Origin of the sequence: Endozoicomonas sp., assembly GCF_965196975.1 — a bacterium.
Taxonomy (GTDB): domain Bacteria; phylum Pseudomonadota; class Gammaproteobacteria; order Pseudomonadales; family Endozoicomonadaceae; genus Endozoicomonas.
Genome location: NZ_OZ239981.1, coordinates 5,193,591 through 5,216,332 on the forward strand (window position 1 = coordinate 5,193,591; position 22,742 = coordinate 5,216,332).

13 protein-coding genes and 1 pseudogene are annotated in these 22,742 nt (G+C 48.0%); 10 read left to right on the forward strand and 4 right to left on the reverse strand.

Annotation, left to right across the window (positions count from 1 at the left end; all coding sequences use genetic code 11):
• Window positions 1-91: 91 nt before the first annotated feature.
• Together yqeB and yqeC are read right to left on the reverse strand one after the other, a co-directional pair.
• A complete protein-coding gene (gene yqeB / locus ACOCLE_RS23135; protein WP_419534431.1) occupies window positions 92-1,717 on the reverse strand; it encodes a selenium-dependent molybdenum cofactor biosynthesis protein YqeB in 1,626 nt (541 codons plus the stop codon).
• Between the two features lie 15 nt (window positions 1,718-1,732).
• Window positions 1,733-2,548, reverse strand: a complete 816-nt coding sequence (yqeC, locus tag ACOCLE_RS23140; RefSeq protein ID WP_419534432.1) for a selenium cofactor biosynthesis protein YqeC — start codon at window positions 2,546-2,548, stop codon at window positions 1,733-1,735.
• Between the two features lie 33 nt (window positions 2,549-2,581).
• Here yqeC and ACOCLE_RS23145 point away from each other — a divergent pair, with 33 nt between their 5' ends.
• The 3 genes from ACOCLE_RS23145 (at window position 2,582) to ACOCLE_RS23155 (ending at window position 6,352) form a co-directional block, all read left to right on the forward strand.
• Entirely contained in the window at window positions 2,582-3,214 is a 633-nt protein-coding gene (locus ACOCLE_RS23145; RefSeq protein ID WP_419534433.1) for an NTP transferase domain-containing protein, read from the forward strand.
• Between the two features lie 285 nt (window positions 3,215-3,499).
• The gene (locus tag ACOCLE_RS23150; protein ID WP_419534434.1) at window positions 3,500-4,510 is read left to right on the forward strand and encodes a hypothetical protein; all 1,011 of its coding nucleotides are present in this window, start codon (window positions 3,500-3,502) and stop codon (window positions 4,508-4,510) included.
• 42 nt (window positions 4,511-4,552) lie between these two features.
• The gene (locus ACOCLE_RS23155; protein ID WP_419534435.1) at window positions 4,553-6,352 is read left to right on the forward strand and encodes a sigma 54-interacting transcriptional regulator; all 1,800 of its coding nucleotides are present in this window, start codon (window positions 4,553-4,555) and stop codon (window positions 6,350-6,352) included.
• A 3-nt stretch (window positions 6,353-6,355) separates the two neighbouring features.
• Here ACOCLE_RS23155 and ACOCLE_RS23160 read toward each other — a convergent pair whose 3' ends face one another.
• Window positions 6,356-6,850: a hypothetical protein gene (locus ACOCLE_RS23160; RefSeq protein WP_419534436.1), complete on the reverse strand. Its 495-nt coding sequence runs from the start codon at window positions 6,848-6,850 to the stop codon at window positions 6,356-6,358.
• Between the two features lie 52 nt (window positions 6,851-6,902).
• Window positions 6,903-9,764 carry a hypothetical protein gene (locus tag ACOCLE_RS23165; protein ID WP_419534437.1) on the reverse strand — a complete coding sequence of 954 codons (2,862 nt, stop codon included), beginning with the start codon at window positions 9,762-9,764 and terminating at the stop codon, window positions 6,903-6,905.
• A 1,096-nt stretch (window positions 9,765-10,860) separates the two neighbouring features.
• Here ACOCLE_RS23165 and ygfK point away from each other — a divergent pair.
• From ygfK to ACOCLE_RS23200, 7 genes and pseudogenes are all read left to right on the forward strand, one after another.
• Complete coding sequence (ygfK, locus tag ACOCLE_RS23170; RefSeq protein ID WP_419534438.1) at window positions 10,861-13,998, forward strand: putative selenate reductase subunit YgfK; 3,138 nt, start codon at window positions 10,861-10,863, stop codon at window positions 13,996-13,998.
• A gap of 114 nt (window positions 13,999-14,112) precedes the next feature.
• Window positions 14,113-15,024, forward strand: a complete 912-nt coding sequence (gene ssnA / locus ACOCLE_RS23175; RefSeq protein WP_419534439.1) for a putative selenium metabolism protein SsnA — start codon at window positions 14,113-14,115, stop codon at window positions 15,022-15,024.
• A complete protein-coding gene (locus ACOCLE_RS23180) occupies window positions 14,990-15,439 on the forward strand; it encodes an amidohydrolase family protein (RefSeq protein ID WP_419534440.1) in 450 nt (149 codons plus the stop codon). Before ssnA ends, ACOCLE_RS23180 begins: the two co-directional genes overlap by 35 nt.
• A gap of 183 nt (window positions 15,440-15,622) precedes the next feature.
• A pseudogene (locus ACOCLE_RS23185) lies at window positions 15,623-16,870 on the forward strand (NCS2 family permease).
• A gap of 649 nt (window positions 16,871-17,519) precedes the next feature.
• Window positions 17,520-18,263, forward strand: a complete 744-nt coding sequence (locus ACOCLE_RS23190; RefSeq protein WP_419534441.1) for an FAD binding domain-containing protein — start codon at window positions 17,520-17,522, stop codon at window positions 18,261-18,263.
• A gap of 2 nt (window positions 18,264-18,265) precedes the next feature.
• A complete protein-coding gene (locus ACOCLE_RS23195) occupies window positions 18,266-21,160 on the forward strand; it encodes a molybdopterin-dependent oxidoreductase Mo/Fe-S-binding subunit (RefSeq protein ID WP_419534442.1) in 2,895 nt (964 codons plus the stop codon).
• A gap of 179 nt (window positions 21,161-21,339) precedes the next feature.
• On the forward strand, window positions 21,340-22,710 hold the full coding sequence (locus ACOCLE_RS23200) for a nucleobase:cation symporter-2 family protein (RefSeq protein ID WP_419534443.1): 1,371 nt from the start codon (window positions 21,340-21,342) through the stop codon (window positions 22,708-22,710).
• Window positions 22,711-22,742 lie beyond the last annotated feature (32 nt).

Genomic DNA, 22,742 nt, shown 5'->3' on the forward strand with positions numbered 1-22,742 from the left:
CTGATTGAACCACGGAGATCACGAAGAGCACAAAGAAAGCGTTTGCATTTCCACTGTGAACGTTGTGACCTCCATGGTTCAAAAAGTAATCTCAAGGTATTGAAAGTTTCAGTATCGCTTCCAGAACCCCACCGGCAATAGCACGGGCTTTATCAGAAATTGTTGTATGATCAACACTGGCTCCTCGTGGGTCAATATCACCAATTTTGAATCCTGGAGGGACTTCAGATCCTGTGCTGATCATACCCCGAACCTTACCTCCAATCCGGGTAATCACCGGCTGGTTTCCAATCTCTGTACTGATGTTTGCAACGATCTGTCCTTCTTCAACCAGCTCACCAATGGCTACTTCTGGGATAACTTGACCGGCACAGGGGGCCCGTAATACTCGCTCTTCTGCGTAGCCCATGATAGTGCCAGGCTTTCCGGTATTGGGTTCAGCTTCTCCCTGGTAAATGACTCTGGCCAGGTTATGACCCCGGCAGGTCTCAATGACGGCATCAACATCCTGTCCCGCATTGAATCCAGGGCCAAGCGCAATGGTCACCGGTGCCATTTTCCGATGCGTCCCCAGGTTTTGCTTGGCCAGAATGCCATCAACCAGTACCGCCGGTTTAAACTGACGGAGTGTCTGGCCATCCGGATCGACCATGATCGGGATACGACCGTTATTGATAATTCTCAGTGCATCAGCAACGGACCGGGCTTTTTGTGCAGTGATGCCCTCAACGGTTATCTGACCACTTTCGTTCAATAGAGCACCAGCGAAAGAAACATTGGTACGAATCACCGTTGGTTTTGGCAGATCCAGCATGACCACTTTATAGCCACTGTTATGCAGTTTGACGGCAGTACCGGATGCCAGGTCACCAGCACCCCGGATGATCACAAGATTATCATGACCATTGGTTACAGAAGAGAGTATTGCTGGCTTCCCGCCACTTTTTCTCAATGTCTTGCCACGGGAAAGTGCCAGAATTTCTCCCATAATACTCACCGCAATTTCTTCCGGGCTTTCTGCTCCAATATCCAGACCTACCGGGGTGCGAACCTCTTGAAAACGTGTTTCGCTGATTCCGAGTTCCAGACATTTATTATGAAGCGTTTCTACCTTGCGACGACTGGCCAGTTGGCCGATATGACGGGCAGGACTTTTAAGAATGGCTGGTAATGCGGTCGTGTCTTCATGGTTGGTTGCAATGATGACCTGTGTATTGTCTCGAATGGTCACCTGGTCGATGGCATCCTGAATAGTCTCTCCCAGAATAAGTTGAGTATTGGGTGGAAACAGCTTTGCATTCAGGTTGGGTTCCCATGAGTCTGCAACGGTAATCCGGTAACCCAGCTCGGATGCCAGCTTGGCCACCGCGCGGTTCACATGACCTCCACCGATTAACAGCATATCCGGGCGAATACCCTGTACATCAATATGGACGGTCATAGTGCCACCGCAATCCATATCCATGGCATCTTTGCCGGTTCTGGACATACTGCCTTTTACCACTCTTGAGCGACCTTCCTTTAATGCATCAATGGCTTCACTGATCACATGCCGCTCAATCATACCGCCACCAATGGTGCCCTGGGTCCGGCCATCTTCCTGAATGAGCAGTATGGCATCATGACGGGGAGCAGACCCTTTGGTTTCTATAATTGAGGCTAAAGCAAAAGGGGTATTCTGTTCATAGAGTCGAGCCGCTTCTGCAAAAATGTTCATTGGTTTCCCCCATTATCAAATTAAATGATTATTCTCAGATGATTCAGTTTTCCAGGTGATACCCTCTACAAATGGGGCTGACTGGCTCCGGAAACTGCTAATGACATAGTGATGAAGTGGTGGTGAAAGGGATTGCACCGATGCGATAAATTCTCTGGCACATGTGCGGTCTGAAAGCTGGTCTACCTGATTGATTAGCCAGACCTTGCGTGCGCTGGCTGGTGCATTTTTGAAAAGGCCGTGCTTGTCATTAAGTAGTGGAAACAGGGTTCTGGGGGTTGGTCTTTCACCTTCAGACAACCCGGTAATATTGACGAACTGTTCCCAGCGGTGAATATTCTGTGGGCTGACAGGATTAGAGATACCATTCCAGCCGGTCACACCTATAATGATCTGGCAGTCGTCAGGCAGAACTGGTTCATCATCTCTGGGGGCTTTTAATGGCCGCTGTCTGGAACCATCGGCCTCTATAAGGATGTTGTCGTATATATCAAGTTCGATCAGTTGCTGGATATCTGCGAGAGACAGTCCCTTCAGTTTTTCAGGGTTCTCGTCTGGGAAGCCTGCTAACGTGATTGATGACGCCTTGGGTTCGATTCCTGCCTGTTCAAGAACATTACTTTCAATCAGTCGGTCTATATATTGACCAAAGCCAGTTTGAGAAGGCCGGAAAATTCGTGTCGTCGTGGTCAGCAGTACTCTGTGTCCCAACTGCTTGAACTGAAGCGCAAGGTATTCCAGGCAGCTGGTCTTTCCTCCGGCCCCGGTTGCCGCAATAATGCGGTCTTCTTCCGGGTTTATCCATGACAGGCTACCTGGAAACTTGAACATGACATTCTCCCTTGAATCGATGAGAGCTTCACTATGTCAGCGGATTTAACCAAACCTGTGGATTGTCTGATCACCGCAGCAGGGCTCTCATCACGAATGGGTCGCTGGAAAATGATGTTGCCCTTCTCCAGCAGGGAACCGAACAGAGAGTCAAATAAAGAGCTGGATGGCAGTGAAACCATTCTTGACTGCAGCATTGCCAATGCGCTCTGTTTCTGTCAGCGGGTTATTCTGGTAACGGGCTACCGAGGTGAAGAAATTCACTCACGATATGAGAATCACCCCCGAATCAAGCTGGTTCACAATCCGTCGTATTCCCTGGGACTTTTCAGCTCAATTCAAACGGGAATCAGTCACTGTGAAACGGACTATCTGTTTATCACCCATGGTGATATGCCATTGATTCCTCCCACCGTATTCTCTGAACTCTGGCGGCAACGGGACTTTGATACCCTCTTTCCAGTAGTAAGTACCGTTGATGAGCAGCCGGGACACCCAGCCCTTTTGCATCACAGTGTATTTGAGGCAGTCCTGAATGCTCCTTCTCACTCCCGGATGAGATCCCTGTTAATGGCTGGCCCCCATCGTTTTATCTCGGTTGGCACCGAAGCCATTCACCAGGATATTGATACGCCAGAACGCTACCAGCAGCTGCAATTAGCATGACAATGATGCGCACTGGCTGTCCGTGACTTGAGTCAATAACAGGCAGTTAATCGAATTGAATATCTGTGAAAACAATTGAACTGATCTTCGATATTAATGTCAGCGATTGAGGTTTTACTTTTATTCGAAACATTAATATTGAGGAGTTATAGGGGTATGTCTGTTGGGAGTGTCTTCTCTCGCATATGGAGTTACTTTACATCTGATTCAGGGCCGCCGTTAGTAAGGAATAAGCCAGTCAGAGAGTTGTCCTCGGATGAATTAGCTACTCAACTGTCAAATAGCTTGGAAGGTGATCCATCTAATACTGAGGCTCTAGAACACAAGCCTTTATTCAGTTGGCAAATAACAGCAAATGAACTCAGTGAAGAGGCTGAAAGTTTACAAGAATGCTACATCAATGAAATGTATGGGGATTGCAATGTTGATGAGTACGAAGAGGCTCGACGAGGGCTTAACGCAATAAGTGCAGCTACTTATCAGGATATCATGAGTGTTAAAGGGGTTGCTGATAACAATGCTGATTACTATCAGCAACTAAGGGCGGGTAATTTACCGTCTGACTATACATACCAGCTTTCTGAAGATAAGTGGCAGAGAATTAAGGCTCTTAATGTAGGAAATATCTACATATTTGGTCTGCTAAGGTATCTTGAGGGGGAAAATTCAAAGTTAGAGGATGATTTCGGCCTGTATTTTGTACCTTCAAAAGCTTGGATGGGAATTGCTGTTGATAAGCTAAGGGCTAAATTCTCACGAGAGTTTTCAGGTGAAGGGCTTGAGATAATGGCAGGTCAGGGAGCACTTTCTCATTTTCTTAATGAAAATTATGAACTAAAAGTGAAAGCGACGGATATCTTTAAAACCCATCAACATATTGTCTCAGAGGCCACTCATTGCATTGGCGTTGATGTACTGGAAATGGATGCTGTTTCTGCCATAAGAAAAAATAGACAAGCTGAATTTTTGGTTATTTCCTGGCCGCCAGGTGATCGGGAGATACAAGGTGGAGTTATCAGTAATCCTAATGATGTAGAAATATTGGATGCTTGGGCGTGCCGCGGTCCAATCTTGTTTATCGGTCTGAGAAGATCCTTTGCAGGTGTATGGTTAACAGGTTCAGAAGCATTCCATAAAAAACTGTTGAAACAGTATGGCTCTGAAGTAATTGAGGCTTATAGAAGTAAGTCATTTGCTATCAGGTATGAGGCTGTACTATTTACTCCAAAAAATGAGAGATGGGTCAAGTCTACTGTAAAAAATACTGCTCTGGCTCAAGGTACTGAGCTCTTCTGAAATGGACAATAAAGGGGTAATCACACAAGAAGACCCTAAAAGATGCAGTCCACATCCCGCTTGATGTCCATCCAGTCTACGGTGCTCCGTTTTGTACAGGTTCTGTCCAGAATGTTGAATCTGGATGTGGAAGTGGTGGATGACAACCTGGTACGGATTGCCGGTACGGGACCCTATTCCAGCAATCTTGGTCGTCCGCTGACGACGGGGACCAATGCCTTCAAGTCTGTCATCAGCACCCGTCGTCATAAAGTGATTGAGCGTTCTGGTCAGGATCCGGAATGTTTGATGTGCAGTCGGCGTGTGGGTTGCAGGGAAAAAGCGTTTCTTGGTGTCCCGGTTATCTTTCACGGTGACTGTATTGGCGTGATCAGTCTTGTCTGTTTCAGCGAAGAGCAGCGGGAAAAACTGCTGGGTAACATCGACTTCTATATTGAGTCCATTGAAAACACGGCACAGCTGTTTATTGCCAAAACCATGGAGAGTATCTACCACGATAAGGTTCGCCGCAGTGAATTGATGCTCAAGGAAGTCGGGGAAGATTTGGTTGAAGGGTTGCTGGAGCTGGATAGTAAGGGAGTATGCCAGCATATGAACGCAGCTGCCAGAAAGTTACTGGGTGTGGAGTCCAATAGCCGGATCAATGGTGTTCAGGTAAGGCCTTTTGGGAGAACCAGGGAAGGTAACCATCAACAGGAGGAGTTTATTATTCAGGTGGGCGAGCAGGAAAAGATACTGCCCGGTCGCATGCTGATACTGGATGAGCGCCGTTTCCTTGTGCTCCGGGCACAGTTTTCTGTGCAAGGTGTAAAACCTCTTCCTGGTAATCGAACAGAAATGGTTGGGAGCTCTCCCGCCGTTAATAAGCTACGTCAACAGATTGCACGAATTGCATCCAGCCCTTCCAGTGTGCTGATCCGTGGGGAAAGCGGTTCGGGTAAGGAAGTCGTGGCGCGGATGATTCATGAGTCTGGCAACTCTGCAGACCAGCCATTTGTTGCCATTAACTGTGCAGCTATCCCTGAACAGCTTCTGGAAAGTGAACTGTTCGGCTATGCCAGAGGGGCATTTACCGGAGCATCTAACCAGGGGCGGGAAGGCCTGGTGAAAAAGGCCGATGGCGGTACGCTCTTTCTGGATGAAATTGGCGATATGCCTCTGCATCTGCAGGCAAAGTTGCTTCGAGTCTTGGATCGCAGGGAGATCATTCCGGTAGGTGCCTCCAATGTCATTCCTGTGGATATCCGGGTTATTTCAGCCACCCATCAGAATTTTGAAAGTCTGGTCAGTGCAAAAAAATTCCGGGAAGATCTGTTTTACCGCCTGAATGTGATTCCTCTGGAATTGCCACCGCTGCGTGATCGGGTTGGTGATGTTGCTTTGCTCGTTGACTTCTTTCTAAAAAAGCATGCACTGGCTCTTGGGGTAACAAAACCTGGAATAACCATGGAGGCAATGGATGTGCTGACTATGTGGTCCTGGCCTGGTAATGTTCGGGAGCTGGCGAATACTATTGAATATCTGGTGAATATGGCTGAACCTGGAGAGTCGGTCACTGTCGATTTACTGCCTGCAAATATTTGTAATAATGATATGGCCCCATTACCAATAGATGATTTGGAAAGCCATATCGATGTTGATACCCAAACATTTTCAAAGAACCAGGAAGCCTTTAATCTGGAAAGAATGGAAAAACTCCTGGTAAGCAGGGCACTTCGTTCTTTTGGCAAGAGCGAAGGAAAGCAGCGTGTGGCAGATGAACTGGGAATAGGCATTGCCACACTTTATCGTAAGATTAAGAAATATGATCTCGAACATGAAGTAAATGAGTTATTCAGCTAGTTCTCAAACTCGAGGAGTTTTTAATTTTGCCATCAAGAGCTCTAGCTGACTTACCACCTCAGGGAATACTGATTCACATAAGACAGATTGCTCTTCTGATACCCCCATATTTTTCATTGTGCTAATCATTGACTTATGCAGCTGCTCCCTATCTTGCTCGCTTAAGGAGAAGTGTTGATCAGGCTCATGAAGCATAAAATCAGTCATTTCAGTAAGTGCATAAGATAATGCTTCCATAATATCAGTTTTATTCTTTTCGTCAGAAGCTCCAAGCTCTCCTAATAGGTTGCTCAGTTCACTAATTTCAGACTCCATTGTTTCATTATTCATGTCTTCAATTTTTTTGCCCTTATAAGTTTCCTGCTTCTCTTTGAGGTAGGTTTTTAGTTTTTTTTCTGTTGGGCTATCTGTGCCCTGCAAATCAAGATCCTTATCAGAAAAGTTGTTGTCAGGGCTAAAGAATGAAAAATATTTTTTACAACTGTCATCACTTTGCATAGCGTTACTCAGCCTCAAAATTTATAAATGTAAGCATCAATATTTTAGGTAACTAAACTTGAATTAGATTTCGACCTAATGACCTGAATGTATCTGTCCACGTTCTGCTGGGTGGAGCGCTCACAACACGCTCATGCAAGGCTTTTCTTGTTTCCTGTAAAACAGCAGGCTCTCCTCGTGCTTCTGATAAGGGTGTTTTTGCTTTCATTGGTACTTGAAGTTCAGCAGGCAGGGGCGTCTCTGAGGCTTTTGCAGCATCCTCAGCCTGTTGTTGTTCGCGGGCTTTTCGCAAAGACTCTAGATTTTTTTGAGTTTGCTCATATGAATAGTCAGACTCACCTACAAGGGCGCTGACAAATGGACTGGTAACAACTCTGGTAGCAATACTGTCTGGATTTCTATTCATGAAATAGTTAGAAACTTTGCTCCATGCCGTTTTGGGAAGAGTATCAACCTTATCAATCGTTCGGCTTACATTCAGTCGGAACCTATGTAATCCATTCACTTTCAAGCCGATAGTGGCTGCATATTCTTCAAGTTTCTGATCCGAGATATCTGCTGAGCCAAATAGTTGTACGAGTTGCGTAAGCACTTTCTCAGTAGATTCAAGCTGCTCACCCACTTGAGTAGAGGTTCCATCCATGGATTGAGCACTGGGAGCTGATTCATCTTTTTTCTTTAACAATTCATGCTCTAAACTACCTAACTCTGTAATACCTGACGCTATTGTTGCTAATTCCTTATCAAGTTCTGCTTGTAATGCCATAAGAGATTCTGAGGCACCTGAAGCCATTGCCCCAGAACCTTCTAATGTTGCCTGCATATCTTCCAGCTTTTCCTGGCTATCAGCTATTGCTTTAGTAACCACTTGCCCTTCTGGCCTTGTAGTTACAAAACGAACCTTTGCCATTTCTAGAAATCTACTCATTGATGTAAGCTGTTCAGCGATTTTTCCTTTTGGCAGAGCGCTGAATTCAAGCTCTTCGGTAAGTTTTGCCAAGGACGTTCGCATAGCACCCAACTCCGTGGCAAGCTGCTCTCCTGTCTCTGTATTGAATTCAAGTTGTCTGGTAAGTTGAGTGACCAACTCTTGAATATTTTTCATTTGGTCCTGGGTGTTACTCTCTCCCACTAATTTTGCCTGCCTGTGTAACTCTTCCATTGATAAGCCAGAACCTTCAAGTAATTTGGTCATCTCATCTATGGATGTTCCAGCAGCTTCAAGAGATTGAATCAACGTATCTTCATCGATGCCTGCAAGTTTCAGCTGTTCTGCAAGCATTTTTTTCATATCTTGTTCGTAGGCCATTAGGTCTTCTTCAGAACCATCTGTCGATTTAAAATAGCCAGCAAGGTAAGACAAACCATTCATAGCACCCATTACAGCTTCATTAACTGCATTTGCAATTAATATGCTGTAAATTTTGTCTTTGGTAATACCACCTTCCTCGAAGAAATGAGCTGTTAATGCCTGAGTGCCGAGTGCAAGCCCCCGATAACATAAAATTCTGAGCCCCAAAAATGGAAACCAGGCTTTATAAGCTGGCCAGTTTTTCTCGGAGATGAGATATGATTGTACTAATGTTGCAATTCCATTTCCCAGTGTTTGAGGAACAAGCATATTTATTAATGTTTTGGCTATTTCACCACCAGGCACGCTGCCATTTGCCAATTTTTGCCCTGTTAATGTTGAAGCAGCTATGACCAGCCCTGTTATGACTTGCCCTCCAAAAACTTCCAAAAGAGCCATTTTGGTAGCGATTTTTCGTTTCTCGGCGGGATCGCTCACAAATTGGGTGCTAACACCCATAGCATCTTTTGTTGTTTCAAAACCGAAATAGGTTAAAAGGCTAAGAAAGAAACCAAGGGTTAGTGATTTCTTCATTGTAGGGTCAGTAATGTCTCCGCCTAAAAAGCTTTTGGCAGGGAAGCCGGCTGCTGTCTGGATCAATGCTGATAGCTCATCACCTCCCAAAAAACCCCCAGTTCCAATCCCGACAGCAGCGAGAATATGACAGATAGTTCTTGTATCAAATCCAGGGTTCTTAGAAGCATGGCTAATGATGCCCGCAATACTCCTGAACAATCTGCCAACTGCATGAGGAGTACTGTTCCATTGTTCAAAATCATGTTCAATTAAAGCGGTCGGTATGGAGAAACCATCAGGCAGCACGGCATTATGTGTTTGATAATAGCCATCAGTATGAGCTGCCTTTTCAAGGTGTGTAACATTTGGAACAACAAAATCTTTAACTTGAAGTGTGGAGCCTTCGGCTTGATAAGGTGCTTTCTCACCACTGCAATCTTTTGAACACATAGGATCCATGTCTGTTTCAGGTACCGTCAACTGGTAGTCCATAAGGCGCTGCTCTCTATGATCAAGAACACAGTGTACTTTTGGACCGCTTTGAATCCAGTAACCTCCTATTGCCTCAGTTTTAGTCTCTTTGCCTGACGCGGTTTTGACTGTGACAACAATATGCTCTCCTTTCTTCAATAGCCTGCAACCTGGATCTGGCTGGCTTAATTCAAGGGTTATTGTTAAAGGGTATTCGATATTCTCACTTTGGCCATCAGGAGCAGGTAGATTAATTCTGATAGTATCCCCCTCATCTCTTAACTTTTTTATTAGATCTACCTTTGAGGCAGTTGAGCTTGTTTCTAATAGATTAATTCCTGGTAGTGATCCTTTGTGCTTTTCATTCGTTGCTCTTTGATGTGGCAGGTTATGTTCATGTGTTTTTAGCTCAGGATTTAGTGGAGTTCTTTCATTTGTATCTTGAGCTTTACTTTCTTCACCTATTTCTAATCTTACATCCTCGGGGGTATGAATGTTTTCCATTTCCATGGATTCCATAGAAAATCCACCTTGCGCCGATGGTGGTGTCGCATAGCTTGTGCTTACATTCGACATCAGAATTTCTCACTCTTTATTTGTTTTTTTGAAGATTTCTATCGATATTTAACACGTCAGATGAAACCATTGTGGACAGGCACAACGATCAAGTAAGTGATGTGTTGGGAAAATAATTTTTCTTAACCGGGTGTATCTTTATTAATTAAAGATGGAAAAATTTTTTAGATGGATTTTTTGTAAACAATGGTGTTGGTTGATATTTAATGTTTTTGACTTTATGTGTTCTGATTGGGCGGTATGATTTGGTTTTTTGTGGCGATATAAACAAGTTACAAGTGATGTGGTGTTTAAAATTTCACTGGTTTGGAATGGTGTATCGATAAACATAATTGACTCCTAGCTTTTGAATAAGAATTGGTGCTTTACTGGATTGACGTGTTCTCAGGTCATCTTTTTCTCCAGAGAAGTAATAGTTATAAATTATAGGGTGATTACAATTAAACATATAAAGTAGTACTGATCTTAATAAGAGTTGAAATACATTTTTGTTATTTAGGTAAAGGATTATATGTCCAGTGTAAGGAAAGCGTTTTATCTCTAATATAATAACGAATCTTTTTTGCCGAGTTATAAGGCGATGACTATAAGACACCTAACTACTAACGTATGATTTTTTATATGAGTTTAACTTACTGCTTTGCTTTCTCAGCTTGATCCATCAAAATGATAAATCCCTTCTCATTATTGAAGTAGAGGCTAATCCATGATCAACCAGATAATAATTACTCTCATTTAGTAAACGACAGCCTTAAATCGAATCCAATGTGAAAATATCAGACATTGATTCAGGTCATTTATCGATTGTGACTTTCTGGGTAGGACAAAAATACCAGAAATAAAATTTGTGAACATTTTTGATCATAAATTTGCTTCAGGTCATTTTATCAATGGGTATTCACTCTCCTGGTACGGTCATCTGTCAAATCTGGCCTGAATCCTGCGTTTTTCTCTGCATCTATACAAGAGCGTCTGCCTGCAATGAAAGGCAGATAAAAGCGGAAAAACGAAGCCCTTTGAGGATTTGCACATTAAGGGTGGCAGCCGCTGACTTTCCAAGAAAGCTTGAGAATCTTGAGGATGAGGAGTTTCGACAATGGGTGATATCATGCGTCCTGTCCCTTTGAGGGAAATGCTGGACCGAATCCATGGAGAGTACAAAAGCAGCCAATCCCTCTTTGGTATCCGGGCAGACCTGCTCTTTCGCAAAAAGAAAGACCAGAGCATCAAGGTCTGTTCAGAAACGGCATCCACTGCTGTAGGTCCTGCCGCTGGCCCACACACTCAACTGGCACAGAACATCATTGCCTCCTGGGCAGTCGGTGGTCGCTTTATCGAATTGAAAACCGTTCAGATCATGGACACTCTGGAGATCGAAAAGCCCTGTATCGATCCGGAAGATGAGTGTTACAACACCGAATGGTCTACCGAATTTACCCTGCCAAAAGCGTACGATGAATACCTGAAAGCCTGGGTGGTTCTCCATGTGCTGGAAGAGATGTTTGATCCTGCAATGGGATCTGGTCGTGAAAAGAGCTTTATCTTTAATATGAGTGTCGGTTACGACCTCAAGGGCATCAAGACCGTGCCCATGCAGACCTTCATTGATAATATGATGGACAGCAGCGGTCATGAGAAGTTTGCCCAGTATCAGGCCGTTGCCCGGGAATGGCTGAAGAGCGAAGCCGTTCAGGAAACCTTCCAGTGCAAAAACCGGGTGGATTCACTGCTGGCAACCGTTGATCGAATCTCCGGCAAGATTGCCCGCTCCGTTACCCTCTCAACCATGCACGGTTGCCCTCCCCACGAGATCGAAGCGATCTGTCACTACATGATGACAGAAAAGCACATTGATACTTATGTAAAACTGAACCCGACCCTGCTGGGTTTCGCCTATGTACGTAAGGTTCTGGACGACAGAGGCTTTGGATACATTGGTTTGAAAGAAGAGTCTTTCAGCCATGACCTGCAGATGGAAGATGCAATCCCCATGCTGCACCGGCTGCGCAAAACCGGTGCTGACCTGGGGCTGAGCTTTGGGGTCAAACTCTCGAATACTCTGGGTTGTGTGAATAATCGCGGACGTCTGCCTGGCGATGAGATGTACATGTCTGGCCGCTCACTCTACCCATTGACCATCAATCTTGCGGCCGTTATCGCCCGTGAATTTGATGGCCAGATGCCTATGTCTTACTCCGGCGGTGCCTGGAAAGGTAATGTTACTGATATCTTTAATACCGGTATCCGTCCAATCACCATGGCAACCGAGATGCTGAAGCCCGGTGGCTATATGCGTCTGCGTGACTGCGCTCTGGCGCTGGAAGAGTGCGACAGCTGGGCTCGTGAAACTGTTGATGTTGCTGCCCTGGAAACACTGGCCGCCAAAGCGTTAACCGCTGATGAGTACACTGAAAAGAACTGGCACGAAACCCCTGTGCGCCAGAAGGCCACCTCACCACTGACCGATTGCACCATTGCTCCCTGTAAGCAGGCATGCCCCATTGGTCAGGATGCGCCTGAGTACATTCAGCTGGTCGCTAACGGTGAATACCAGCAGGCCCTCAGTCTGATTTATGACAAGAACCCTCTGCCAGGTATTACCGGTCATATCTGTGACCATCAGTGCATGTTCAGCTGTTCCCGTAAAGATTACGAAGGTGCTGTTCGTATCCGTGATATGAAGCGGATTGCCATGGAAAAAGGCTGGGATGATTACAAGGCCGCCTGGCAGAAACCTGCTCAGGAGCAGACCGCTCGCTGTGCCGTTATCGGTGCTGGCCCCGCGGGTCTGTCTGCCGCTTATTTCATGGCTCGTGCCGGTTTCCCGGTGGTGGTGTTTGAAAAAGAAAGAGATGCCGGCGGTATTATTCGTAATGTCCTGCCCAATTTCCGTATCCCTGCCGAAGTGATTCAGCAGGACATCGATTTTGTCAGAGCCCATGGTGTGCAGTTCGAGTTCGGCTGCGATCCAAAGCTGGATGTACTGGATCTGAAACACAGCGGCTTTGATTATGTCTTCCTGGGTATCGGAGCCGAGAAGGGTAACCGGATGCCACTGGAAGGCGATCGTAGTCGTTTATTGCCATCCCTGCAGTTCCTTCGCCAGTTCAATGAAGCACCAGAAACCATCAAGCTTGGCAAGCGAGTGGTGGTGGTTGGTGGTGGTAATACCGCCATGGACAGTGCGCGCGCTGCCCTGAAAGTACCTGGAGTCGAAGAAGTTCGTGTGTTCTACCGCCGTACTGAAGAGGAAATGCCAGCTGACCGCGAAGAGTATGGCAATGCCGTTAAAGACGGTGCCCGCTTCCAGTTCCTGACCAACCCTGAAAGCATGACGGAAGAGGGTATGCTCACCTGCCGCATCATGAAGCTGGGTGAGCCGGATGCCGGTGGTCGCCGCCGTCCTGTGGCCACCGAAGAAACCTGCACACTGGCAGTTGATACCATTATTACCGCAATTGGTGAGCAGGCGGACTCTGAGCTGCTGAACAAGATGGGTATCCCACTGGGTACCGATGGCTGGGCTGCTGTTGATCGTCAGACCAAAGAGACTGGCGTCAGCAATGTCTTCCTGATCGGTGACGCGCATACCGGTCCATCCACTGTGGTTCGCTGTATTGATGAAGCCAGAAGAGCGACAGATACCGCCATTGCTCGTAATCAGGCTCTGGTTCATCACTCTTTTGAATACAAGAGCACTGAAGTGCCTGTGGCTGATGAGAAAGTGATTCGTGCCCGCCGCGGCCTGATTCCCATGAGCTCTGTGCCAGCGGATGATGTGGAAGCCTTTGCCCGCCAGGAAGGTGAGCGCTGCCTTGAGTGCAACCACATCTGTAACAAGTGTGTGGATGTCTGTCCGAACCGTGCAAATGTGGCTGTTGAAATTCCGGGCTTCAAAGAGAAGTACCAGATTCTGCACCTGGATGCTTACTGCAACGAATGTGGCAACTGTGCCCAGTTCTGTAACTGGGAAAGCAAGCCTTATAAAGAGAAGTTCACAGTCTTCAGTCTGATGGAGGACTTTGAAAACAGCACCAACAGCGGCTTCCTGGTTCAGGACGATATGGTCTGGCTGCGCAGTGCAGGCTCTGATGGAAAAGAGCGGGTCAACAAGATGTCCATTAATGTGATGGGCGAGTTGAGCGAGATCCCCCGAGGACAGGATGATCTGTGCAGGATCATCAGTCATGTCTACCTGAATAACGCTTATCTGCTGGGTAAGGTCTATCCATAAGACCGCTGCCCGCTATCCGCAGCCCGTCTCCCGAAAAAGTATGAGGCACTTTGCTTTTTCGGGTTGCGGGCAGCGGGAGGCGGGATGCGTTCTTTTTGAATAAGGACACGTTGTATGTTACTGATAAAAAATGCCACTGCTGTTCAGTTTGAACCTGCCAGAGTCACCGAAGGGGTGGATATTCTGGTGGATGGCAACAAAATTGTGGAAGTCGGCTCTCAGGTGGATCGTGCCAAGGCGACCAGAACTATTGATGCAGCCGGTCGTTTAGTGATGCCGGGTATTGTCTGCAGCCATAACCATTTCTACTCCGGCCTTTCCCGGGGCGTAATGGCTGACATTAAACCCTGTCCTGATTTTGTCAGCACGCTGAAGAACCTCTGGTGGAAAGTGGACCGGGCCATTGATGAGGAGATTCTTTATTATAGTGGCCTGATCTGCTCACTGGATGCCATCAAGGCCGGTTGTACTTCTGTTATTGACCACCATGCTTCTCCCTCCTATATCAAAGGCTCCCTGAATACACTGCGGAAGGCTTTCCTCAAAGCAGGCCTGCGGGGCATGACCTGTTTTGAAACCACTGACCGTAATGGCGGTATTAAAGAGCTTGAAGCCGGTGTTCGGGAGAACATTGAATTTGCCAACCTGGTAAGCAGTGCCAAAGTCAGGGGGGATGAACCTTATCTGGTAGAAGCTCATATTGGCGCCCATGCACCTTTCACGGTTTCCAATGATGGACTGGGCATGTTGTCCGATGCGGTACGTGAAACCGGTCGAGGCCTGCATATCCACGTTGCAGAAGACAAGTACGATGCGACCTGGAGCCGTCATCATTATGGGCAGGAGCTGATTCAGCGTCTGGACAGTTTTGGCCTGATCAACGACAAGACCCTGATAGGGCACGGCATCTATCTGGCGGATTCTGATATTGAATTACTCAATGAGAAAGATGCCTTCCTGGTGCATAACCCACGCTCCAACATGAATAACCATGTGGGCTATAACGAAAAAACTCACGTCTTATAAAAACGTTGCTCTGGGTACAGACGGTATTGGCAGCGATATGTTTGAAGAACTGAAGTTTGCTTTCTTCAAGCACCGTGACGCCGGTGGTCCACTGTGGCCTGACAGTTTCGTTAAGTTCCTCAATAACGGTAACCGCTTGCTGGAAAGAAACTTCGGTGGTCATTTTGGTCGACTGGAAGCGGGTTATCAGGCGGATCTGGTCATTTACGATTACAACAGCCCAACACCGCTGCAGGCAGAAAACCTGCCGGGCCATCTGGCATTCGGAATGAACAGCAGTGGTGTGAGAACCGTTATTGTTGATGGCGCCGTTGTGTTGGAAGACGGTTGCTATCCATTTGATGTCAACGAAATTTATGCCGAAGCACGGAAAGCGGCACGGCGTTTGTGGAAAGGTATGGACAGTCTCAGCTGAAAAATAATCAGTCATAAGCCGGGGGAGAGCCTTTGATGGTTTCTCCCACACAACCGGCCTTTGGGGGAAATCATGCTAAATACCGATGTTGACCAGTCTTCCATAGAGAAGAATGCAGGGTCTCACGACAACTCTTTGCTGGAGCGACTTTTCAAGTTGAAGCAGCACGGGACAACCGTGAAGATGGAAGCGCTGGCGGGATGCACCACCTTCATCACCATGTGTTATGTGGTGTTTGTTGTGCCGGAAATGTTGTCCGCTGCAGGCATGGACCGGGGAGCACTGTTTGTTGCTACCTGTCTGATCTCCGCCATCAGCTGTATTGCCATGGGGCTTTAAGCTAACTGGCCTGTAGGCCTGGCTCCAGGTATGGGATTGAACGCGTTCTTTGCTTATGCCGTGGTTCTGGGCATGGGCTACTCCTGGGAACAGGCGATGGGTGCCGTATTCTGGGGGGGTATCGGCTTTATGCTGCTGAGTATCTTCAAAGTCCGGGAGTGGATTGTTGACAGCATTCCCAAAGGGCTGCGAATTGGTATTACCGCTGGTATCGGTTTGTTCCTTGCTCTGATTGGACTCAAGTCAGCCGGTATTGTGGTGGCTAACCCCGGCACCATTGTTGGTCTTGGTGATATCACCGGTTTTGCCCAGGTCATGGCGAGCCTTAGCCTGTTCCTCATTCTTGCCCTGAGCTACCGCAAGATGAAATCAGCGGTACTGGTCTCTATTGCCGTGGTAACGCTGATCTCTCTCTTTACCGGACAGGTTCAGTTTACCGGCATTGTTTCCCTTCCTCCCAGTATTGAACCCATTTTTGCCAAGCTCGACATTATGGGCTCTCTGAACCCCGATATGATCGGTGTTATCGTGGCCTTCATGTTTGTCAACCTGTTCGATACCACCGGCACGCTGATTGCGGTTGGTGATAAAGCCGGTCTTGCTGATGAAAATGGCAAGATGGAAAACATGAGCAAGGCCATGGTGACTGACGGTACTGCCTCCTGGGTTGGTGCGGTATTTGGTGCTCCTACGGTGACCACCTATGTCGAAAGTGCTTCCGGTGTTGCTGTCGGTGGTCGTACTGGCCTGACTGCAGTATTCATTGGCCTTCTGTTCCTGTTGACTCTTTTCCTTTCTCCGCTGGCTGGCATGGTTCCCGGTTACGCAACTGCCGGTGCTCTGCTGTATGTAGCCGTTCTGATGACCGGAAGCCTGGGTGCGATGGACTGGTCCGATCTGACCGAAGCGGGTCCTGTTGTGATCACTACCATCATGATGCCGTTGAGTTTCTCCATTGCTAATGGTATTGCCCTGGGCTTTATCGCTTACCCAGTCATCAAGTTGCTGGCCGGACGTGTTAAGGAGGTGAGCATCAGTGTCTGGGCTCTGGCCATTATGTTCGCACTTAAGTTTATTATCTTTGGCATATAAGACAGGCGGCTAATCTCGTTATCGCATGCGTGAGGTTGTTGTGAAATTCTGGCTGAGAGGTTCGCTTTGAGTTTCACAACATCCTATCTTCTCTCCTTCAGTATGTATTGATTTTCCCTTCTCTGTTATACCAATCGTACCTTCTAACTCCCTATTGCGCTGAAGATTTGAGCCTTAATCCTGCGTTGCCGATCGTCGCCATAGCTAAGGCTATGACTCCTCACGACGCCTTGTCTTAAGTCTCAAATCTTCTTGCTCATAACGGGAGTTAGAAAGCACGATTGGTATTTTGACAATGTTCGCAGGATTTTGTTTCAGATCCACGTGATTATCAGAATGATGCATCATTCTGATAATCACAGTGTTCATGTAGCGATATTTCCAGGTATTCGGATGGCAACCATAACAATAGGATGCTGGATTTATCACTGTCTTAAGAGTTTGTGAAAACTTTCCGGAACAGATTTGCCATAAGTCATTTTTTTCTTATTCACTGCTTATCTCCTCATACCAGCGCTACCTTCTGGCCTGAATTATGCTGCGGAAAAAAGAGATCCATGATCCTGTAGATATAACTTCCGGTATATAAAAGGCAAACAATATGATCAGGGAATTTTTGCAGCCCGAGACTCTTCAAGAGGCTCTGGCCATGAAAGAGCAGCATGGTGATCAGGCCGTGTATATGGCCAGTGGTGCACGTTTGAATGCTGCGCCGACGAAGACGGATAAAACCATTGCCATCAGTCTTTCCCGTCTTGGTCTGCAGGGTATTGTGCAAACCGATAAAGGATGGGAGCTTGGCGCGCTGACCACACTTCAGCAGGTCATCGACAGTCCTGAGCTGCCTGAAGGCCTGCGGGAAGCTGCAGCCCTGATCTTCAGCCGTAATATGCGTAACCAGATTACTCTCGGTGGCGAAATTGCTGCCAATTTGAAAGCTTGCCAGGTTGTTCCTGCACTGCTGGCCATGGATGCAGAAGTTGAAGTGGCAGAAGGTGGCTGCATGACCGTTGAGGCTTGGCAGCAAAAACCCTACGGATTAATCACCAAAGTTATCATCCCTGCCAGTGTGGACTATTGCCGCAGTGAGAAAGTGGTTAAGAGCTGTGCAGGTCTGCCAATCGTCAGCGTATCCCTGGCGGTGAACATTAAAGAAGGCAAGCAGCAGTTTGGTATTGCGCTGGCCGGTGTTGCTGAAAAAGCCATTCGACTTCATGACGTAGAAGCCCTGCTTGCTGATCAGGGGCTGCAGGGTCGTGAAGCCATTGAAGAGGCCGTTGGAAAATCAGTCTTCCCTGAAACTGATTTCCTTGGCAGTGCCGAGTACAAGCGTCATCTCAGCAGTGTCCTGGTTGGCCTGCTGGTGGAAGAGTTTAATGGACGGAGTAACTGATCGTGGAAATCGTCTTTACCCTCAATGGCAAGCAGAAAGCGATTCAGGCAGAAGCCGGTGAAAATGTTCAGGTACTGCTGAAGCGACTGGGCATGCGAGCTGTCCGTAACAGTGATGATGGCTACGGCTTTGCCGGTTCCGATACTATTTTGCTGGATGGCTGTTCTGTCAACGCATCCCTGTTGATTGCAGCCCAGCTCGATGGCCGGGAAGTGGTTACGCCTGAATCTCTGAATGAATATGGCAAGTTGAGTCCGGTACAGTCAGCATTGATCGATGCGGGTGTTATTCAGTCCGGCTACAACGATCCTGCACTGGCGTTATTGATTACTGACCTGTTCAAGCGCAGCCCGAACCCCACCAAAGCCGAAATTACCGATGTAATGTCGTCCATCTTCCTGCGTGAGAGTGCTTACCAGCAGGTATTTGATGCGGTCGACATTGCCCGTCAGCGTCTATCAGATCCTGACTACGTTGCTACCAGTGTGCCTTCCTTTGCCGGAGAGAATCGTCAGGTCGGTAAGCCCGGTGGCAAAGTGGACGCAGCCCGTTCCATCAAGGCTGAACCCTGCTTTGTTGAGGATTTTGTCGCACCGGATGCCTGTGTCCTGAAGATGCTGCGCAGTCCTCATGCCCATGCCTACATTACCCGTATTGATACCAGCGAAGCCGAAGCGATGCCTGGTGTTGTTGCCGTATTTGACCATCGCAACTGCCCAGACGTGTATTACACACCTGGTGGCCAGACTGCACCCGAACCTTCTCCTCTGGATCGTCGTATGTTTGGCCAGAAGGTCCGGCATTACGGTGACCGTGTTGCTGCGGTAGTTGCCGAAACGGAAGAGCAGGCAGAAGCTGCCCTGAAGACCATTAAGGTTGAGTATGAAGTGCTCAAGCCGGTGCTCTCTATCAAGGAAGCCATGGCGGAAGATGCACCTGTCGTGCATAACGGTGTGATCAGCTACAGCGTTGGAGCACCGGATGATCTGGATGAGCAGAACAAAACCTCTGATCTCCGTGATGGCAAGATTCATTTCAACTTCCCCTTTGGTGGCGATCCCAAGAAGAACATTGCTGCCCGTGGTCATGGTGAAATCGGTGATATTGAGCAGGGTTTTGCCGAAGCGGATATGATTCTGGAACGGACTTATCAGTCACGCCAGTCTCAACAACTGCCTCCTGAGCAGCACCTCTGCTACACCTATATGGAGGGTGACCGGATTGTTGTCCGTGCAGCTACTCAGGTGCCATGGCATGTCCGTCGCAAGATTGCCATTGTTCTTGGTCTGAAGCAGCATAAGGTGCATGTAATCAAGGAGCGTCTGGGCGGCGGCTTTGGCTCCAAGCAGGACATTCTGGTCGAAGAAGTCTGCGCCTTTGCCACACACACTACCGGTCGCCCTGTTCTGTTCCGTCATACCCGTGAAGAGGAGTTTATTGCGACCTCTACACGACATGTGGCTGAAATTGATATCAAGATGGGGGCGAAGAAAGACGGTACCATCACCGCGTTTGATGTGAACTTCCGCTTCAATACCGGCCCTTATGGCAACCATGCCCTGACCGTACCCTGTAATGCACCGGCGATCTCTCTGCCACTGTACCCATGCCCTAACGTTCGCTTCAAGGTAGACACTTACTATTCCAATATCGTGCCTACCGGTGCTTACCAGGGATACGGTGGTCCAAAGGGTAACTTCGCTGTACAGATGATTGTGGCTGAAATGGCCGATGCCCTGGGTATTGATCATCTGGAGATGATCGAGAAGAACCGGGTAAGAGAAGGCCAGAAGCTGGATCTGCTGGGCAAGGTTGGTGAAGGCAAACTGCCATCCAAAGTGCCCACTGCCTACAGTTGTGCTCTGGGTCCAATCCTTGAGCAGGGCGCCGTCGGATTTGGCTGGGGAACCCCGAAAGAAGAACCGGGAAATCCACACATCAAGATTGGCCGTGGTATTGCCACCATGCAACAGAAGTCCGGTATTCCGGATATTGATCAGGCCAATGCCTGGGTCAAACTGGCGTCTGATGGCACGTTGATTGTGCACTCTGGCGGTGCTGATATCGGTACTGGTCTGGATACGGTGGTTGCCAAGCTGACCGCTGAAGTGCTCTGCACTGAACTGGCTGATATCCATGTAATCTCCGGTGATACTGACCACTGTCTGTTTGATAAGGGTGCTTATGCTTCCAGTGGTACCTGCTTCTCCGGTAACGCTGCTCGTCTGGCCGCAGAGGATTTGCGCGGCAAGGTTCTGAAAACGGCAGCCCATCTGCTGGAAGAACCAGTGGAAGAGCTGATTGTAGAATACCCTGGTGTGGTTCGTAGCTCTGTCCATAACAAGAAGGGTTCCATCAGTTTCGGAGAAATTGCTCACTATGCCGAAAGTGGTACCGGATGTGGTCAGCTGATGGGGCAGGGCAGCTTTATTACCAGTGAGTTTGCCTTCCCATACGGTGCCAACTTTGCCGAAGTGGCGGTGGATACCCGTACCGGTAAGGTATCGCTGCGCAAGTTCCATGCGCTGCTGGATTGCGGCACACCCATCAACCCGGAACTGGCTCTTGGTCAGATCTACGGTGCCAGCATGAGAGCAATTGGCCATACGCTGCAGGAAGCCATTCAGTATGATGACCAGGGGCGTGTCGTGAATGCCAACTTTGCCGACTATGGCGCGCCAATGGTTGGTGATTTGCCAGAGGACTTCCAGGCAATACTGGTACCCAGCGATGACCCGGTAGGCCCTTATGGTGCCAAGTCTGTCTCTGAAATCAGCGTGAATGCAGCAGCGCCAGCGATTGCATCCGCTATCCATGACGCCACCGGAGTCTGGGTCAGAGACTGGCACATTACACCGGAAAAAATGCTTAACGCATTGAAGGAATCAGTACTGTAACGCTGACGTTTGTTCTTACCAAAGAGGCTCTACTGCGAAAGTACCAGAAAACTAACAGTACCTTCGCAGTAGGCCATCCTCGATAGAGAACATAGCTAATACCCATTTATTTCATACCAACAACAAGCCAGTCCGGTGCGTTGACGGGATCGTCTTGCCTGGATTTCGGGGAAACAGCAATGAAGTCGTTTTACGAGATTGAAGATCGGCCTCCACTGGGAACATCACTTGTTCTTGCTCTTCAGCATATGCTGGCTGCTTTCGGTGCCATCATTGCTGTCCCTCTGGTTGTGGGCGGAGTATTGGGGCTGCCAGAAAGCACGATGGTCAGCATTGTCAGTGCTGCTTTGCTGGTTTCCGGAATCATTACCATCGTTCAGTGCCTGGGGCTTGGGCCTGTCGGCATTCGTATGCCTTGCGTTATGGGCACCAGCTTTACCTTTGTTGCCGTGGCTATTGCCATCGGCCAGGAGCATGGGTTATCCGGCATTCTGGGGTCTGCCCTGGGCGGGTCTCTGGTCATGATCATTGGTAGCCAGTTCATGGTGCAGGTTCGGAAACTGTTTCCACCCATTGTTTCCGGCACCGTAATTTTGATGATTGGCGTTTCTCTGGTACCAGTGGGGACAGACTGGTTTGCGGGTGCTCTGCCAGGCAGTGCCGAATATGGCGCCCTCCCTCACCTGATGATTGGTCTGCTGGTTGCCGTGGTGGTTATCACGCTGAACCGCAAAGGATCCGGTCTATTCAAAACCGGTGCCATTGTTATTGGTATGGCTGCGGGTTATTTGCTCAGTGTACTGATGGGGGATGTGAATTTTGCACCAATCAGTGAGGCTGCATTCATTCGAATTCCCAGCCTGCTGCCTGTGGACTTAACCTTCCCGATTACCGGTGTCATCAGTATGGGGATTGTTTATCTGGTGACCATTATGGAATCTACCGGTGATTTCCTGGCATTGAGTGAAGTCAGTCATTGCAAACTGACCGGCAAACGACTGTCTCGCGGTATCCTGTGTGATGGTGTCGGCAGTGCTCTGGCTGCGGTATTTGGAACCACACCATTCTCATCGTTCAGTCAGAATGTGGGAATTGTTGCCATTACCGGTGTTGCCAGTCGTTTTGTTGTTGCACTGACCGGTGTATTACTGATGATTGCTGGCCTCTTTCCCAAGCTGGCAGCATTGATCGTAACGGTGCCACAACCGGTATTGGGTGGTGCCAGTATTATTATGTTCGGCATGATCATCGCCGCGGGCATCAAAATGCTCTCGAGAGTGGATCTTAATGAACGTAACAGTGTCATTGTGGCCGTGAGCATCACTGCCGGTCTGGCCGTTACCACTCGCCCGGATATTCTCTCTAACCTGCCTTCATTCTTCCAGGTCAGCCTCTCTTCAGGAATCACCACTGGAGCACTGGTTGCCGTGCTGTTGAATCAATTATTCAAACAGGATTCTCCTGAGCCTCAGGAAATGGAAGAACCTGAGCAGGTAAAAGCAGAATCTGTAAATAAACAATCATCGTTTAATACTGAATTAGCGTCTTGAAATTGATGTGACGAGCACTTCCCATGACTTTG